Raw genomic sequence first — 16,206 nt, 5'->3', positions numbered from 1 at the left:
CAATGGAAGTGTTTAAAACAGAAAGATAACAGTAAAAATAAAACGTTTTGCCGTAATATTAAAGGTGAAATAAAACGATTAACAAAATGCCCGATGCCCGATGCCCGATGCCCGATGCCCGATGCCCGATGCCCGATGCCCGATGCCCGATGCCCGATGCCCGATGCCCGATGCCCGATGCCCGATGCCCGATGCCCGATGCCCGATTAAGTCCATATTTTATCATAACTTTATTATTCCTCATACTTATTTTCTTAAATTTATTGTTATAAAATAAACAGTTAATGTTGTTTTTAGTAATTTTAGCATAAAGTAGTATATAACTATGCTACTCTATTTTAGAATAAAAACTTCATTTTTCATCTACTTTTTTGTAAAGTTTTGTTAAGCTCCTTCTTTAATAAAAGATCATCCATTTCTCTAAATTTTTTAATAATATAAGATAATGAATCTATTACTTAAAATCACATATTTGCTTATTAATATTAAAACTTAATCATTAACCTTTACAAAAACATAATTAATACTTTCTATATTTTTGTATATCACTATTTTAGATCCTAACAATAGCGAATAGACAACATCCATGACTTAATAGCATTTTTTTGCTATAGTAAACACCATTTTATTTAATCTATAAGAGTTATAAGCTATGGAATCTATACCTAATTGCCCTGTTTGCCAATCTGAACACACTTATCATGATGGCAGCTTTTGTGTTTGCCCTGAATGCGCCCACGAATGGGATCCAAACGAAGCTGTGTCTTCTGATGTTGGATTACAGGTAAAAGATAGCAATGGTAATTTACTTGCTGATGGCGACGATATTATTTTGATTAAGGATCTAAAATTGAAAGGATCTTCAACAGTGCTAAAAAAAGGTGCTAAAGCCAAAGGCATTCGTTTAGTCGAAGGTGATCACGAAATCGATTGTAAAATTGACGGTATGAAAATAATGCTTAAAGCCTGTTTTGTAAAAAAAGCTTAGTTAATTATTTTATTAATGCTGATTTTATCAGCATTAATCTGTTTAGTTTTAATTAATATAATCTATCATACAATAAAAATGCTTAGTTAGATCATTATTTTTATTTAAGCATTCATTATCTTTTTTATAGAAATTTATTTTAAATCAATATTATAGAATAGTAACCTCACTCAATATCTACAAAAAGCAAGTCAAGTTGAATAGGTAAATTAAATACGACTGTGTGATCAATTTATATCACCGAGTTAAATACCATAAGATACTAGAAATTCGCTCAAACATTTGTTCAAAAATAAATTCAGTAAATGCGGGTAGTGTTGTAATTAAATAAGTTAGCATGATTAGCCCTAAAAATAGGGTCGCTGGATAACCAACCACAAATATAGATAGCTGTGGCGTCATTCTATTAAGTAGTCCTAATGATATATTGATGATTAATAGCAATGTCATTAAAGGAAGCGCTAACATGATCGCGTTGATAAATAATAGTTTGCTGACTTCAATTAATGCTAAGTATCCATTCGCTTGTAATGGCATTACTGCAATCGGAATAATATCAAAACTATTTGATATGCCGTATAACAACCATAAATGGCCATCAAGACTGAGAAATATTAATAAAGCAATGATGTTAATTAAGCGTGATAATACTGATGTAGATGGACCGCCAATAGGGTCAAAAAAGGTCGCCATTCCTAGCCCCATTTGCATCCCAATTAATTCTCCTGAAAATCGCACTGTCATAAATGACAACTGCATGGTAAAACCAATAAGTATTCCAATCATTATTTGTTGTGCAATAATCCATATTCCTATAAATGAGTATATTTTTATATTGTCATCAATATGTGGATGTGGCAGTACAATCGTAGTGAGTAGCGCTAGGCCAATTTTAACTCGATTAGGCGTTTCCTTTTCGCCAAAAATGGGCGCTACCATGATCAACGCTAAGATACGAACAAAAGGGAAAAAATAGTCCCTAATCCAAGAAAAGAAATCGATATTAAATAAATTGTTGATATCAAATTCCATTACATTTAACGGGTTAAGTTAGGAATATCTGTAATAACGGTTTGGATATAGTCGATCATGGTTGATAGCATTGATGGACCCAATATTATTAAAACCACAATGACCACTATGATCTTGGGAATAAATGATAATGTCATTTCGTTAATTTGCGTCGCAGCTTGTAATAAGCTAATGATTAACCCTGTTACTAATGCGGCTAATAATAACGGTCCAGCTAATGATGCCGCAACTTTTATCGCTTGTATGGCTAACGTGCTGATATATTCAGATGACATAGTGCGACTCAACTAAAAAAGCTTTGTGCTAATGATCCAAGTAATAAATGCCAACCATCAGCCAAGACAAATAACATTAATTTGAATGGTAATGATACTGTCGCTGGTGGCACCATCATCATTCCTAATGCCATAAGCGTGCTTGCTACCACTAGATCAATTACTAAGAATGGAATAAAAATTGTAAAACCAATTTGAAACGCTGTTTTTAATTCACTCACCACAAAAGCAGGAACTAATACTTTTAGGGGAACTTCTTCACGTGTTTGAATGTCGTTTTGATGAGACATGTTAACAAATAACGCTAGGTCATTTTCTCGCGTTTGGGTAAGCATAAATTCTTGTAATGGTTTAGTTGCTTTTGTTAATCCTTCTTGCATGGTGATTTGATTTTGTGAATATGGCACATACGCTTCTTGATAAATTTTATCAATGACTGGCGACATAATAAAAAAAGTCATAAAAAGCGAAATTCCCAAAATAACTTGATTCGGCGGTGCCGATTGCGTACCTAGGGCATTACGTAACAGACCTAACACAATGATGATTCGTGTAAAGCTGGTCATCAATAATAATATTGCTGGTATAAAAGTGAGCAATGTTAAAAAGACTAATGTTTCAACTGGTAACGACCAATTTTGCCCACCAGTTAGGAGCTGATTTATGTTAGTTAAAGATGAAGTTTCAGCATAGCTAGATAAGCTAAATAGCAATAAACTTAGCAAAATAGTTAAATTTAACCGCACTTGTTGTTACTCCTTTTTCACTTTTAAAGCGGATTGTAATATCTGTTGAAATGCGTTAATTTTCGTAAGATTTTTATCTGCTCCATTTTGCGAAAGTAACACTTTGGTTCTTTCTTCATTGATGGTATGTAACAATGTCATTTGTTGAGGAGTAACACCTACCACTAATAATTGGTTATCAACGTGAATAACCATAATACGTTCTTTAGGATTAATGTTATATGTGGCTTTGACATCAATCCATTGTTCGGTCGTTTTTTTCCAACCCATTCGTTTTGCGAGCCATCCTAGCAATAAAATAAAACCGATGATCACAATAAGAGTTAATCCCATTGACGATCCAATTTCAGTATAAATATTTAAATCAGAAGACGATGGCGATAAGGTATTAGTATTGGTTACACCAACCGTAGGTTGAACCAAATTAGGTTGCTTTATTGTCATTAACGGCTTAATCTTCTTACACGCTCTGATGGAGTAATAATATCGGTGATACGCACACCATAGTTATCGCCAACTACCACAATTTCGCCTTGAGCTATTAAATAACCATTAATTAATATATCTAATGGTTCTCCTGCAAGCCCATCTAATGCAATTACCGAACCTTGGGTTAGATTTAATAGATCTTTAATAGCTATTTTGGTTCGACCAAGTTCTACGCTTAAATCAACAGGTATATCTAATATAAGATTAATATCTTGCTTTTTATCTTTTGTTTGTTGCGGAGATAATGTTTCAAAAATAGCCTCTTTAGTGATGAGTTCATCATTCATTACTTTTTCTTCTTGGTCTTCGTCGTTATTTGGTATAATGTCAGTCATTGAACACTCCCTCATTCAGTTGTTCTATCACAGGATTAATGACCTGTTCTACTTGAATTGCATACTGTTTATTTACTTTACCGTAATGGCCTTTTAATACCGGTACACCGCCAACTGTTACATCTATATTTGTTGGTTTTTCAATTGTTAAAATATCATCAACTTTTAACGCTAACAGCTTTTCAACGGTTGTATGAATATGGGTAAAATTGGCAACTAATTCGACAGATGATTGTTTAATTCCAGTGGTTAATGAACTCATCCAAATATTATCATCTTGATAAGTCTGTTCTTCGATAGGTGGCTTTATTAGCAACTCTTTGATTGGTTCAACCATAGAATAAGGGATACAAATGCAAAATGTTGCTTTGCTATGACCCACTTCGACTTTGAAGTTTGTTGTTAGCACGACATCATCAGGCGAACTGGTAATGTTGGTAAATTTGCTTTGCATTTCAGAGCGAATATATTCAGTTTCAATTGGGTATACATCAGCCCATGCATTTTGATAAATAACTAATGCTAATTCTAATACTCGTTTTATGATTTGCTGTTCGGTGTGGGTAAATTCTCGTCCTTGTGTTTTTATTTTAGTTGTATGCCCGTCTCCCCCAAATAATGAATCAACGATAATAAAGACTAATTCAGGCGAAAATGAAAATAAGCTTGAACCTCTTAATGGGTTAAGATGAACTAAATTTAAATGGTTTTCTGATGAAATATCAGAAAACTCCTCAAATGTTTGTGGTTCAATATGCGATGCAACTACATCGGCATTGCGACGCAATCGATTAAATAGCCCAATTCTAAACTGACGAGCAAAACGTTCATTAATGATTTCTAATGCGGTTAATCGTTCAGGAATAAAGCGATGTTTTACCGATAAATCATAAGGTTTAACATCAACCTTTTTACCAGAAGGTAACGAAAAAGAAGAAACATCAATACTGCTATCTTCACCATCGTTAACAAAACTATCAGATAGTTGTTCTGCAGCACTATTTTCATTTAAATCTGTTGTGGGCTCTATCTTATCGGGCATAGTAATCACCGTATAATAAAATCAGTAAATAGAACTTCATCAACTTTTACCCAATGTTTTGCGTCATATTGTCTTGATAAGGTATTTTTTATCTGCTCTTGTAAATCGATCTTCCCCGATTCTTGCTTTAGTTTGTTAACATGCTGTTTTGAAGTTAAAAGTAGTACGTCACTTCTTACTTCAGGTAAATAATCTAATAACACCGTTCTTTGATCTTCATCAGCGATACGCAAAACTATTCCAATATAAATAATTTTATTAGTTTCGATATTATCTTCTGAGACAGGTAATGAAATAGTAAACGGTTTTAATGTTAAAAATACCGGTGACGTAACTTCGGGTTCTTCTTGTGCTTTAGTTGTACTTTGTGAGTGATTTTGAAACCACAAATAGGCCGCAACACTTATCGCTAACAACGTAATAAGAATAAGAATCAGATTTAAAACACTTACTTTTTTTTTCGTGGTAGGCATATTTATTCTTGTCTCTATAAATTTAAAAAGATTTATAACCCATTAATTAGGTATAGTTACAAGAATAATAAATCATATTTTTTAAATTGATTTGAAGAATAGGCAACAAAACATTACCTATTTAAACGTTTCAATTGATTTAAAACATAAAATTGCTCAAAAAATAATAATCTTATTAGTTAAGCAAATATACTAAGTCTAGATTTAATTGATCGACTTTCAACTAGAGATTGCTCAATACTATCGTCTATTACATCAAGTGATACGACTTTCTGGGTTTGATTGCTTTTTGTTTGTTGCGGTGTATCAGATTGTTTTGAATCATTCATCATTGAAAAATCACCGATATTTGTTTGCTCTAGTGTAATACCTTGATCTTCTAATGATGTTCTTAAAAAAGGTAAAGCCGATTCTAACATACCTTTAACAGCACTATGTGCAGCCATCATATGAAGATTCATTTTATCATCATTCATTGCAAGCTTAATGTACATTGAGCCTAACTCTTGTGGATGTAATTTTATTTCGGCAGTTTGAATACCTTGACGATTAAACATGATAATTTGTTCAGTTAATGAAGTTTGCCACTGCATAATATTTTGTGTAGGTAAATTTATTGTCGCTGATCTTGCGCTAATACTAGTTTGTGATAATAGCTGGTTTTGTCCATTGGTATTGGCTAACAAAAATGGCTCTTGATTAGTAGCCATTTGTCCTTCATCATCGTAATTATTTATTAATTGGACTTGATTCATCACTACTTTCTGCATAAATTCACTAGCTTTATGCGATTCATTTTTTGAGTTAGCAAAATTATTAATATTATCTTTAATATTTGTCGTTCCTTTATCCACAGGTTTAGTTTTTATTCCTGTTTGTGATGTTACTTTATTAATTAAATCTTCACTGTCATAAATAGAAGTAAGTAAATGTGTTGCTTGCTCATCGATTACCACTTCTGATGATCCACCGAATAAATTAACATTTAATGTTTCAGTATTTTGATCTATTTTTATATCACTATCTTGTGCTATTGGTGTTTGTATATTAAAGGGATAAATTTCCGTAATTAACATTTCAACATTATGATCATTATCTTCTTGCGCATCATCAATACCTTTTAATTTGGCATTAACTGTTTTTTTATTATGTTCGGTTTGATTTTCACTTTGTTGTAATAATTGTTGAAAGCAATCATTACCATTATTCGTTAAATCGGTTTCAACAAGATCTGATTGATGAGAAACAGTAGGGTTCAATCCATTGATAAGATTAACATTCATTTAATACTCTCCTTGCTAATTGTAACTGCGCAAATTCATCTGTCAGTTTTTGCTGTAACCGATTTTGTCGTTGCAAATATTGGTTATACTGCTTATTTAATAGTGTGGTATATGTGTTTAAGCTTTTTTGTGATTGATTAAGCTGATTTGTAATTTGCTTTTGTTTAATATCTAACGATAACAATAGTTTTTTTTGTTGCTCAATACCTTGTTCAATTGAAGCAATAAACGATTTAAAATTGTTTAACTCGCTACCTTTAATACCTTCAAATAAGGCATTATTTAATTTTTGTTGATATTCAACATAATAATTATTTAAAACATTTAGCTGTGATTGTGCATTTTGATGATTTTCATTTGCTTTTTTTAGTTTTATCAAGTTATCGTCTACCGACTTTTGCGCCAATTTTTTTAATGTTGAAAATGCAAGTTGCGAAGGATTTTTATTCATTATGATATTTCCCTAACGAGCTAATTGTGGCTCAACAATGGCCGCTAATTGTTGATAAGCGTCTTGATAACAGCAATGTTCATTAATACCTTGTTGTAAAAATTTTTGCATAGCAGGATATAGCGTTATTGCTCTGTCTAATAATGGATCTGTGCCAGATACATAAGCACCAACATTAATCAAATCACGGTTTCGTTGAAAACTTGAAAATAATTGTTTAAATAATCTAGATTTTTTTTCATCTTCAGGGGCAGTAAGATCTGTCATTACGCGACTGATTGAAGCCTCAATATCAATAGCTGGATAATGTCCTGATTCAGCAAGAGATCGAGATAAAACAATGTGTCCATCTAAAATTGCTCGGGCCGAATCTGCAATCGGATCTTGTTGATCATCACCTTCGGTTAATACCGTATAAAATGCAGTAATTGAGCCTTTCCCTTCTTCATCATTGCCAGCTCTTTCAACTAATGCGGGTAACTTTGCAAAGACTGATGGAGGATAACCTTTAGTTGCTGGGGGTTCACCAATTGCTAAAGCAATCTCTCGTTGTGCCATAGCATAACGAGTTAAAGAGTCCATAATCAATAAAACGTTAAAGCCTTTATCACGAAAGTTTTCAGCAATTTTTGTTGCATATGCCGCTCCTTGTAAGCGTAATAATGGCGAAACATCCGCTGGTGCTGCTATAACAACCGCTCGAGCCAATCCTTCTTCACCTAAAATATTTTCGATAAAGTCTTTAACTTCTCGACCTCGTTCACCAATCAAACCGACAACAATAATATCCGCTTGCGTATAACGAACCATCATGCCTAGTAAGACACTTTTACCAACCCCTGATCCAGCAAATAAGCCCATTCGTTGCCCTTTGCCAACGGTTAGCAAGGCATTTATAGCTCTAACACCAACATCAAGAACCTGATGAACAGGAGTCCGTTGTAGTGGATTAAGGGATTTATTGGCTAATCCAGCATACTCAATATGCTCAGGTAATGGTTTGTCATCTAAGGGGTTTCCCATAGCATCAACCACTCGACCTAATAATCCCATTCCCATAGGTAATACTTTATGGTTAAAATGTGTTAGATCATATTGCTTAGTATAGACTCGAGCCCCTAATAAAATACCGTCAGTTGATTCAAATGGCATTAAATAAAGTGTTTTATCACTAAATCCAACTACCTCACACTCAACAGGCTCAATTCGACCATCGGTTTGTCGTTCAACCAAGCAGTTAGATCCCAAAGGTAACTTTAGTCCAATAGCTTCTAGCACAAGTCCCGATGCTTTAATCAATCTTCCATATTGGCGAATTAGTGATAGTGATTCAAGTTGTTGTGTAGCTTGGTCAATTTTATTTAGCCACTTTGCAGAATATCTCACGTTAATGATTGTCCTCTTTTAGGCTATCAGACATTATTTGCCAGTGTTGCTCGATATTTGCATCAATTTCATTAGTTTCGGTAAATATCTTGCATCCACCCTGTTCTACGTTAGGATCGGCAATAAGTTGCCAATGATATTGACTGATTTCATCATTCAGCATGGGTTCTAACCACAGTAAATCAGCTGGATTTAGGTGCAATGCAATAGGTTCAGACAAAACTGAGCACTGTTCAACTAATGTTTTTATGGTATATATAAGCTGTTTTTGCTTAGCTTTTGGTATCGTGCCTACTGTTTTTTGCGCAGCAATCAATGCTAAATCAAGCAGTTTAGGAACAATTAATTCATCAATTTCGTTGATCGAATTTTGAAAATTGGTTATTAAATTAGCTATAGCTTGAACGGCATTTAATTTTTCTTCATTAAGTTGTTGTTCAATGAACTGGCGCCCTTCTTGCTCACCAATTTGATATCCTTCATCATAACCAGTCTGTTTACCTACATTGAAACCTTCTTGTTGACCTAAATTAAAACCGTCCTGATAAGCCTGCTTTTTTACCTCTTCTTTTAACTGCTCTAACTGTTGTGCCTGATTTAACTCTGGTTCAATTACAACATTATCTATCTCGGTAGCAGTTAGTTCTGTTTCAGGCTCATCAGTTTCAACATTTATAGCAACTTCATTTTTACTTAATTTCGGTAATTCGGGTAAAGAGAAATCTTGAAAACTTAATGGTTCCCAATTTAATCTATCTGGCCGATTACACATATTCATCATCACCGCTACTTAGGATCACTTCACCACTTTCTGCTAATCGACGAGCAATAGCCAGTATTTTTTTCTGTTCAGTTTCAACTTGAGATAAACGTACAGGAGGTCGATTTTCTAAATCTTCACGTAAGATAGATGCCGCTCGCTGTGACATGTTACTCAATAGTTTTTCTCGTAATTCAACTGATGCACCTTTCAACGCAATTATTAATATTTCATTATCGACTTCTTTAAGTAAGCGTTGAATACTTCTATCATCCACTTCAACAAGATTTTCAAATAAGAACATTTCATCAATAATTTTTTGGGTTAACTCGCCATCATAATCACGCAATGCATTAATAACTTGCTCTTCTTGCTGCGTTTTCATTAAGTTAATAATTTCTGCCGCAGTACGTATACCACCAAGATTATTAAGTTTGATATTTTGACCATGTAGTAAAGTCGATAATGAAGTTGAGAGTAATTGAAGTGCAGAAGGCTCTACTCCTCCAAAAGTTGCAATACGTAACATGACATCGTTTCGTAATTCATCATCAAATAGATTTAGAATTTCTGCCGCTAAATCACGATTTAGATGAACTAAAATAGTTGCAATAATTTGTGGATGTTCTTTTTTGACCAAATCAACTGCTCTTGTAGCATCGACATAGTTGAGCATTTCAAGACCATCGGTTGCTTCTTCTTTTCCTGTTTCTAATAATTCATCCAGTAAACGTTCGGCTTTTTCACTACCAAGAGATCGACCCAATATTGAACGTAAGTAACCATCTGGATCGGTATTTAAAACAGCGCATTCTTCAAGAGCAACTTGGCACTCATTAAGTATACCTTTCAACTGTTCTTGAGAAAATTGAGGTAATGACATCATCGCACTACTAATTTGTTGCACTTCTTTATGGTTAAGATGTTGCATAACTTGTGCCGCTAACCCTTCACCTAACACCATTAAAATCGCAGCTACTTTTTGAGATTCACTTAATATCATTGCTCAGTGTCCTCCTTATTTATCCAATTACGAATAATTAGTGCCATTACACGCGGTTCTTTTTCAACAATTTTCCGTATATGCTGTTGTTGTTGCGTATTATCTTCAAATATTTTTTGCTGTTGTTTACTGTGAGCTTTATAATCTAACTTATCGTCTACGGTAGATTGAGAAACTAATGATTCTCCATTATCAATAAAGAATTTGCGTTGTAATTTTATCCATACCGAACGTAAAACCTTACGCCACGCAAACCATAAAATAATAATATAAATTAGATACTTAATTACTGTTTTAGCAGAATCATAAAATTCAGGAGTTTTCCAAAATGCCATATTATCGTTGTCATCAAGTGTTTGATCGGTAAATTTCAAATTTGCAACAGTCAAGCTATCACCACGTAAATCAGAAAACCCCATTGCCTGACGGGCTAATGCTTCAATATTTTTCAGTTCATCACTATCTAGTTTTACCCATTGTTCAGTTATGGAAGATGACTTGTCATTGTCATTATCACTGTCAATATCCTCAGATTTAACATTATCTGGCTCGGTTGTAACGAATTTATAATTCACCAAAACAGCAACCGATAAACGTTTAATACGACCTTCAGGTATTTGACTGTGTATAACCTTTCTATTTACTTCAAAATTAACGGTATTATTTGATTGCAAGCTGTAATTTCCTTGCTTATCGTGTTTTTCAGTCGATTCTTGTTCATCGATTGGCGCGCTAGATGCAGGTACAGGTTGATTAGACAACGCTCCTGGCACACCACCTACACCATAGCTTTTAGCTGATTGACGATTTTCTACTTGTTGCTTACTGCGAATAGTTTGATTAGCAATATCACTATTAGGATCATAAGTTTCTGATGTTGATTCTTGTCGACTGAAATCAATATCAGCATTCACTTGTACCTTGACATTATTTTTACCCAAAATTGGCGTGATAATTTTTTCTACTCGTTCACGAATATTATTTTCAATTCGCTCACCAAATTCGAGTTGAGCAACATTTGTGTTTCTATCACGATAACCTTCACCAGTTAACAGGTGACCATGCTGATCGATAATGGTCACTTTATCTGCTTGTAATTCTGGCACACTACTGGAAATTAAATGGATAATGGCATCGATTTGACCTTGTGATAACGATCGCCCAGGAAATAACGTTAACGCCACCGATGCTGAAGGAGATTTCCTTTCCCTGACAAATAAAGAAGGTTTAGGCATCGCTAAATGCACTCTAGCATCATCAATACTACTGATGATGGATATTGTTCGGGATAATTCGCCTTCTAAAGCTCGTTGATAATTTATTTGTTCATTGAATTGGCTCATACCAAAACTTTCTTTGTCGAGCAATTCAAAACCAACTGCCCCACCTTTTGGTAAACCCTGCTGAGCAATACGTAATCGGGTATCGTAAACTTTATCTTGCGGAATTAAGATTGTGGAACCAGAAGACGAAAATTGATAAGGAATATTCATCTTATCAAGCTGGCTAATAATTTCACCACCATCTTTATCATTTAAATTACTGAATAAAACTGCATAAGACTCATCTTTAGCCCATAAATAAATAAAACTAATAATGGCTATTATAATTACAGCTGCAATTAACAATGCCATTTTGGTGTTTTGTTTTAGTTGATTTATAAAAGGCAACTTATTTAATATTGATTCACCTTTATTATTGACTGTTTGACTAGCCATTGGCACCCTGACTCTAAACTATTTAGATTAACTCTGTTCGTTATTATCCATGTATTTAAAAAATTCAATGGCGAGAAAAGCGTGCACTTTTTCCCTTACTTATACCCTTTGTTTTTTTATTTATATGTTAAATTTAGCCATACAGTAATAAAAGAGCTAAAAAGCAGTTATAAAAATGAATACAATCAATACATTCAATCCAATTGAGCTAACTGATTTAAATAAATCAATGTCAATATCGCCAAAAACGCATTTTGCAGATAAAAACTTTGTTTCAGAATTAAAAACCGCTTTAGATAACATCAGTCAAATACAAATACAGGCAAATAATGAAGCAAAAGCTTTTGAAATGGGAGATGCAAATATTTCATTGAATGAGGTAATGGTTAATATGCAAAAGTCATCGGTTTCATTGCAGTTTGGTATTCAAGTACGCAATAAACTAGTTGCTGCTTATCAAGAAATTATGAATATGAATGTTTAATTAATGACATCAAATATAATTCCTATATTCTAAATTTTGCATTTTACTTTTACAGATAACCATTCATTCTGGTCTAAATGCGATAATCAACTCATCACACGATTCAAGTTTAAAATAAGCATCGGTCATATTTTTGATGCTTGTTTCCCTACTAAATATATTATTTTTGTTATCAACTGATGGTAAAAAAACTTTACCATTTTTACTGTACTATTAAAAAAAATAACGACATAATGCCGTCATTTAATAAAAATAATCAATTAAATACATAAGGGATTCAAAGTGATAACACTAAAAAAGACCTATATTTCTTTAAATGAACAGCGTCTCAATTACCCAACATTAGGGCAACTCATTGTTCTGACAACATCGCTTGATGGTTTTTCTATAACTGAGGCTATTTGTTATCAAAAGAAGCTTGTGATTTCTGCTAAATTTTATCCTCAAAACAAGTACGATTATAAAGTTATATATGTCGTAATTGATCTGGATAAAAAAAACACGCATTATTATCATGAATCAGATGGAATTAACCCCCAATTTTTTGTCAGCCCTACTGGTAAGTATTATGTGTCTATTGATGTATACCATCCAGATAAAGATTTAGGTATTATGCTTCCATTATTTGATAGAGAAAATATCACCTATCCAAAGCCCAAACGTCCTATTGTCGGCGATTTTAAGGGAATATGTCATGATTTTTCTATTTTCCATTATGTTGATCTTTTTTCAGAGACAAAACCAGATAAATTGATTGCAGTTGAATTTAAAAATGATGATATAAAAAAAACCTATACCAATAAAATTCCGCTTCCAAAACATAACAAACTTTTTATTGATTCTTTGAATAATCAAATACATCTACTTGCTTGTGTTGACAATGGTTGGTTACATCGTCAAATTGATGAAATGGGGAGCGATTTACAATCAAGAAATATAAACATAGGAAAACGTTTTTTTCTAACTTGCGTATTGAATTTAAGTTTTACTTATACATCAAGTATCTTAGGTATTGATGAAAAAGGTAAGTTTTATTTAATCAATATTTCACCCGAAGGAAAAATAGAACAAAATTTATTGTTTGATATGGAAAGGCTAATTTATTCTATTTGGGAACCGATAAAAGTTGCTGCAGAAACGTTTGTTATTCGATTCACTGATGAAATCGGTAATGGTTGGATTACAATTCAAAATAATCAGGTGATCGAAGCCTTTTCTCAAGAAACCGTAGGTTGCTATATAAACTTGCACACAAAAGAAGTTTTTAAATTATCTACAAAAGAATTAATCATTAGTGAGATCGTCAAAACCAAAGATGCCAATTATACTGTTGTTTTTTACGGAAAAGAAGAAGACAATCACTCAAAAAACAAAGAGTTAATTATTTTAAATCGCAATATTGATTAAGGCTGTTTAACGGAATGCTTGGTTGGTTCCTATCGATGAATAAGATTCAAACAAAGCATCCACAAACTTACATTATACTGGCAATTTTTTGATAGCAACCAATTTTAGTTTGATAATCGGCATGCTTACCAATCAACTCTCTAAGCTGAGAATGACGAGCAATCATTAATTGGGTTAACTGCTGCTGATAACTAAGTATATTTTTGATATACATTCGAATCATGTCTTGATGTTGCAATGGTAAGTTTTCAATTTTTGAAAAATCATCAACCAACATAATACCTTTCGATAATTGAAGGTATTTTGCCTGCCAACTCAACAATAAGTCCCATTTTTCATTCTGTGCATTAACCAACATTTGTTCCACAACATAGTTGAATTGTTCGTATTGTTCTAATAAGTTATTTCCTTGCATAATCATCCTTTTTTACTTAGCTATCTCACGCCACGACTCAGCAATATTGTTAAGTAAATCGAAACAAGTCTGTAATTTTTCTTGATCATTATGTAAATTAGCCAATAACAATTGTTGGCTAATATAGTGATATAAACGATCTAAATTTTCGGCAATTTCACCGCCTTTTTCTAAATCTAGACAGCTTTTAAGACCATTATCAACAATATTAATCGCTTTAGAAATTGCGTTACCTTTACCAACAATATTGCCTTTTTGAATATATAAGCTAGCCAATTTAATGGCGTTAAGTGCACCATCAAATAATAAGACAATCAATTGATGGGGAGACGCTTGACTAATACGTGTTTCTAAATTCACTTGCTCGTAAGCATGAGATCCCATTTTATACATTACTATTCTCTATTTTTTTAAATTTGCCATCATATCAAATTGGGTAGTTAAATAATTACTCATACTATCTAATGAGTTGATTAAAATATCCAATTTAGTAAATTGAACTCGGTAACGCTCAATAGTTTGCTCAATAGAACTACTTACTTGTTCATGCCGTTTATCTAATGATTTTAAGGTAGAATTTAAGCCATTGGTTGCTGAATCAATCATGCCATCACTATCAATAAACCCTCTCACTTTGGAAAAAATTTCATTAGCAATACCCGTTGTTTTACCATCACCAGTAAATAATATTGCCACCGCTTCACTGTTTTCACTGAGTGCTTTTTGTAGCTCGCTTTCTTTAATCGTTAACATGCCATTTTTGTCCATGTTAATGCCGATTTGAGCTAAAACAGAAAATTCTCCGTCTTGCCCTTTGGCAAATATTGAGCGGATACTTTGATCTATATTACGTAATGTTGAATCCCCAATAAGTGGACCATTATTGCTATTTAGTTCTTTTGAATTTGTCTCTTCTGCGGTGAATTTTGTTAATGTTGATATTGTTGTTTGTAATTGATTAAATGCCTCGACCCATTCTTTAATGGCTTCTTCCACTTTTTCATTATCCGCTGTTATAGCAAGGTTCTGACTAATTGTTGTGGTCTGTTTTAATGTAATATCCACACCTTGAACTACATCTTTAACAGTATTAGAATTACTGGTTATGGCAATACCATTAAACGAAAATTTAGCATCTTGCGCTTTTGCAACTTCAGTCATATAACTATTGCTGGATTGATTAATATCAAATCCAATAACATTATTTAACATTTCGTCATCTGATGAAATAGAAGTAATGCTTTGTTGTTCACCTGTTTCTTTCGATGTGATGACTAATTGATAACCATCTGCTCCAGAACGAATAATGGCAGCATTCATTGTTGAAGGGCTGGTTGTTCCATCTTCATTAGTAACTTTGGCATTATTAATGGCATTTGCTATTGATTGCAAAGATGTCTCATCCTGAGATAAGGTTACATCAAGTTTTTGACCATTCGCTTGTTCAATAGTAATAGTTCGCGTTTGGTTATCATTACCTAACTTAGCATTTTTATCATTAATCGTCGATGTAGCAATACCATGAGATGTCGCTAATTGATCAACTGTCACTGTATAATTACCTAATGCTGCTTTGCTATTTGCTTTTACCGAAAAATAATTGTCATTTCCTGTTGCTATTCGACTTTGAAAAAGCTCTTTTTTTTGAAGTTTTTCCGTTGCAGTATTAAATGTTGTTAATGCACTTTTTAATTTACCAAAACCACTAATTTTCGCATTAATTGCTTTTTGTTGCGTTGTAATTGGGGTTAAACGTGTTTTTTCAGCCACTTCTAGTTGATCTAAAATACCATTAAGATCGATTCCAGAACCAATGCCTAATGCGCTCATTGCCATGATTTAATCTACCTATAACAATTATTCAATATTGTTTATATCGGCTGACAATTAAAAAAATTTAGTCTTCTTTTAAATATTTA

At 33.1% G+C, this 16,206-nt stretch carries 19 protein-coding genes and 1 pseudogene; 3 read left to right on the top strand and 17 right to left on the bottom strand.

Features of this window, described 5'->3' with window-relative positions; genetic code table 11:
- Positions 1–58: 58 nt before the first annotated feature.
- Positions 59–244, bottom strand: a complete 186-nt coding sequence (locus A9G44_RS13035; protein WP_081298249.1) for a hypothetical protein — start codon at positions 242–244, stop codon at positions 59–61.
- 408 nt (positions 245–652) lie between these two features.
- Here A9G44_RS13035 and A9G44_RS04025 point away from each other — a divergent pair, with 408 nt between their 5' ends.
- Positions 653–988, top strand: a complete 336-nt coding sequence (locus A9G44_RS04025) for a zinc ribbon domain-containing protein YjdM (RefSeq protein WP_034909519.1) — start codon at positions 653–655, stop codon at positions 986–988.
- A 237-nt stretch (positions 989–1,225) separates the two neighbouring features.
- On the opposite strand, the gene fliR is transcribed toward A9G44_RS04025, so the two are convergent.
- The 13 genes and pseudogenes from fliR to fliF all read right to left on the bottom strand — a co-directional run bounded on the left by fliR (position 1,226) and on the right by fliF (position 11,981).
- On the bottom strand, positions 1,226–2,020 hold the full coding sequence (gene fliR, locus A9G44_RS04020) for a flagellar biosynthetic protein FliR (RefSeq protein WP_065609288.1): 795 nt from the start codon (positions 2,018–2,020) through the stop codon (positions 1,226–1,228).
- 5 nt (positions 2,021–2,025) lie between these two features.
- A complete protein-coding gene (fliQ, locus tag A9G44_RS04015; protein WP_034909516.1) occupies positions 2,026–2,295 on the bottom strand; it encodes a flagellar biosynthesis protein FliQ in 270 nt (89 codons plus the stop codon).
- Between the two features lie 8 nt (positions 2,296–2,303).
- Positions 2,304–3,041 (bottom strand): flagellar type III secretion system pore protein FliP, encoded by a 738-nt coding sequence (gene fliP / locus A9G44_RS04010; protein ID WP_065609286.1) that lies wholly within the window; start codon positions 3,039–3,041, stop codon positions 2,304–2,306.
- Between the two features lie 6 nt (positions 3,042–3,047).
- Positions 3,048–3,485 (bottom strand): flagellar biosynthetic protein FliO, encoded by a 438-nt coding sequence (fliO, locus tag A9G44_RS04005; protein WP_065609284.1) that lies wholly within the window; start codon positions 3,483–3,485, stop codon positions 3,048–3,050.
- A pseudogene (fliN, locus tag A9G44_RS04000) lies at positions 3,485–3,787 on the bottom strand (flagellar motor switch protein FliN); the annotation flags it as partial. The gene fliO and the pseudogene fliN, both read right to left, overlap by 1 nt.
- 70 nt (positions 3,788–3,857) lie before the next feature.
- Positions 3,858–4,907 (bottom strand): flagellar motor switch protein FliM, encoded by a 1,050-nt coding sequence (fliM, locus tag A9G44_RS03995; protein ID WP_065609282.1) that lies wholly within the window; start codon positions 4,905–4,907, stop codon positions 3,858–3,860.
- Between the two features lie 5 nt (positions 4,908–4,912).
- Entirely contained in the window at positions 4,913–5,380 is a 468-nt protein-coding gene (locus A9G44_RS03990) for a flagellar basal body-associated FliL family protein (RefSeq protein WP_065609280.1), read from the bottom strand.
- A gap of 179 nt (positions 5,381–5,559) precedes the next feature.
- Positions 5,560–6,663 (bottom strand): flagellar hook-length control protein FliK, encoded by a 1,104-nt coding sequence (locus A9G44_RS03985; RefSeq protein WP_065609279.1) that lies wholly within the window; start codon positions 6,661–6,663, stop codon positions 5,560–5,562.
- Positions 6,653–7,114 carry a flagellar export protein FliJ gene (gene fliJ / locus A9G44_RS03980; protein ID WP_051634102.1) on the bottom strand — a complete coding sequence of 154 codons (462 nt, stop codon included), beginning with the start codon at positions 7,112–7,114 and terminating at the stop codon, positions 6,653–6,655. The genes A9G44_RS03985 and fliJ overlap by 11 nt, the downstream gene beginning before the upstream one ends.
- Positions 7,115–7,126: 12 nt before the next feature.
- Positions 7,127–8,506, bottom strand: coding sequence for a flagellar protein export ATPase FliI (gene fliI, locus A9G44_RS03975; protein WP_065609277.1), 1,380 nt, complete (start codon positions 8,504–8,506; stop codon positions 7,127–7,129).
- Positions 8,502–9,272: a flagellar assembly protein FliH gene (locus A9G44_RS03970; protein WP_179854799.1), complete on the bottom strand. Its 771-nt coding sequence runs from the start codon at positions 9,270–9,272 to the stop codon at positions 8,502–8,504. The genes fliI and A9G44_RS03970 overlap by 5 nt, the downstream gene beginning before the upstream one ends.
- Complete coding sequence (fliG, locus tag A9G44_RS03965) at positions 9,265–10,263, bottom strand: flagellar motor switch protein FliG (protein ID WP_065609274.1); 999 nt, start codon at positions 10,261–10,263, stop codon at positions 9,265–9,267. Before fliG ends, A9G44_RS03970 begins: the two co-directional genes overlap by 8 nt.
- Positions 10,260–11,981 (bottom strand): flagellar basal-body MS-ring/collar protein FliF, encoded by a 1,722-nt coding sequence (gene fliF / locus A9G44_RS03960; protein WP_065609290.1) that lies wholly within the window; start codon positions 11,979–11,981, stop codon positions 10,260–10,262. The genes fliG and fliF overlap by 4 nt, the downstream gene beginning before the upstream one ends.
- Positions 11,982–12,156: 175 nt before the next feature.
- Between fliF and fliE the strand changes: the two genes are divergently transcribed.
- Both fliE and A9G44_RS03950 read left to right on the top strand, forming a co-directional pair.
- A complete protein-coding gene (gene fliE, locus A9G44_RS03955) occupies positions 12,157–12,465 on the top strand; it encodes a flagellar hook-basal body complex protein FliE (protein WP_065609273.1) in 309 nt (102 codons plus the stop codon).
- A gap of 282 nt (positions 12,466–12,747) precedes the next feature.
- Positions 12,748–13,872: a hypothetical protein gene (locus tag A9G44_RS03950; RefSeq protein ID WP_065609272.1), complete on the top strand. Its 1,125-nt coding sequence runs from the start codon at positions 12,748–12,750 to the stop codon at positions 13,870–13,872.
- 67 nt (positions 13,873–13,939) lie between these two features.
- Here A9G44_RS03950 and fliT read toward each other — a convergent pair whose 3' ends face one another.
- Genes fliT through fliD form a run of 3 tightly spaced genes read right to left on the bottom strand, consistent with a single transcriptional unit; the run spans position 13,940 to position 16,123 of the window.
- The gene (gene fliT, locus A9G44_RS03945) at positions 13,940–14,287 is read right to left on the bottom strand and encodes a flagellar protein FliT (RefSeq protein ID WP_065609271.1); all 348 of its coding nucleotides are present in this window, start codon (positions 14,285–14,287) and stop codon (positions 13,940–13,942) included.
- A gap of 12 nt (positions 14,288–14,299) precedes the next feature.
- Positions 14,300–14,680, bottom strand: a complete 381-nt coding sequence (gene fliS / locus A9G44_RS03940; protein WP_034909484.1) for a flagellar export chaperone FliS — start codon at positions 14,678–14,680, stop codon at positions 14,300–14,302.
- Positions 14,681–14,689: 9 nt separating this feature from the next.
- Positions 14,690–16,123 carry a flagellar filament capping protein FliD gene (gene fliD, locus A9G44_RS03935; protein ID WP_081298245.1) on the bottom strand — a complete coding sequence of 478 codons (1,434 nt, stop codon included), beginning with the start codon at positions 16,121–16,123 and terminating at the stop codon, positions 14,690–14,692.
- Positions 16,124–16,206 lie beyond the last annotated feature (83 nt).

The sequence above is a fragment of the Gilliamella sp. Occ4-3 genome (genome assembly GCF_001690675.1).
Classification (GTDB): Bacteria; Pseudomonadota; Gammaproteobacteria; order Enterobacterales; family Orbaceae; genus Gilliamella; species Gilliamella bombi.
This window is presented reverse-complemented; position numbering and strand designations above follow the sequence as displayed.

Coding starts and splice junctions, on each gene's coding strand:
- A9G44_RS13035 (WP_081298249.1), bottom strand. CDS start 244: ATGAGGAATAATAAAGTTATGATAAAATATGGACTTAATCGGGCATCG.
- A9G44_RS04025 (WP_034909519.1), top strand. CDS start 653: ATGGAATCTATACCTAATTGCCCTGTTTGCCAATCTGAACACACTTAT.
- fliR (WP_065609288.1), bottom strand. CDS start 2,020: ATGGAATTTGATATCAACAATTTATTTAATATCGATTTCTTTTCTTGG.
- fliQ (WP_034909516.1), bottom strand. CDS start 2,295: ATGTCATCTGAATATATCAGCACGTTAGCCATACAAGCGATAAAAGTT.
- fliO (WP_065609284.1), bottom strand. CDS start 3,485: ATGACAATAAAGCAACCTAATTTGGTTCAACCTACGGTTGGTGTAACC.
- fliM (WP_065609282.1), bottom strand. CDS start 4,907: ATGCCCGATAAGATAGAGCCCACAACAGATTTAAATGAAAATAGTGCT.
- A9G44_RS03990 (WP_065609280.1), bottom strand. CDS start 5,380: ATGCCTACCACGAAAAAAAAAGTAAGTGTTTTAAATCTGATTCTTATT.
- A9G44_RS03985 (WP_065609279.1), bottom strand. CDS start 6,663: ATGAATGTTAATCTTATCAATGGATTGAACCCTACTGTTTCTCATCAA.
- fliJ (WP_051634102.1), bottom strand. CDS start 7,114: ATGAATAAAAATCCTTCGCAACTTGCATTTTCAACATTAAAAAAATTG.
- A9G44_RS03970 (WP_179854799.1), bottom strand. CDS start 9,272: ATGTGTAATCGGCCAGATAGATTAAATTGGGAACCATTAAGTTTTCAA.
- fliG (WP_065609274.1), bottom strand. CDS start 10,263: ATGATATTAAGTGAATCTCAAAAAGTAGCTGCGATTTTAATGGTGTTA.
- fliF (WP_065609290.1), bottom strand. CDS start 11,981: ATGGCTAGTCAAACAGTCAATAATAAAGGTGAATCAATATTAAATAAG.
- fliE (WP_065609273.1), top strand. CDS start 12,157: ATGAATACAATCAATACATTCAATCCAATTGAGCTAACTGATTTAAAT.
- fliT (WP_065609271.1), bottom strand. CDS start 14,287: ATGCAAGGAAATAACTTATTAGAACAATACGAACAATTCAACTATGTT.
- fliS (WP_034909484.1), bottom strand. CDS start 14,680: ATGTATAAAATGGGATCTCATGCTTACGAGCAAGTGAATTTAGAAACA.
- fliD (WP_081298245.1), bottom strand. CDS start 16,123: ATGGCAATGAGCGCATTAGGCATTGGTTCTGGAATCGATCTTAATGGT.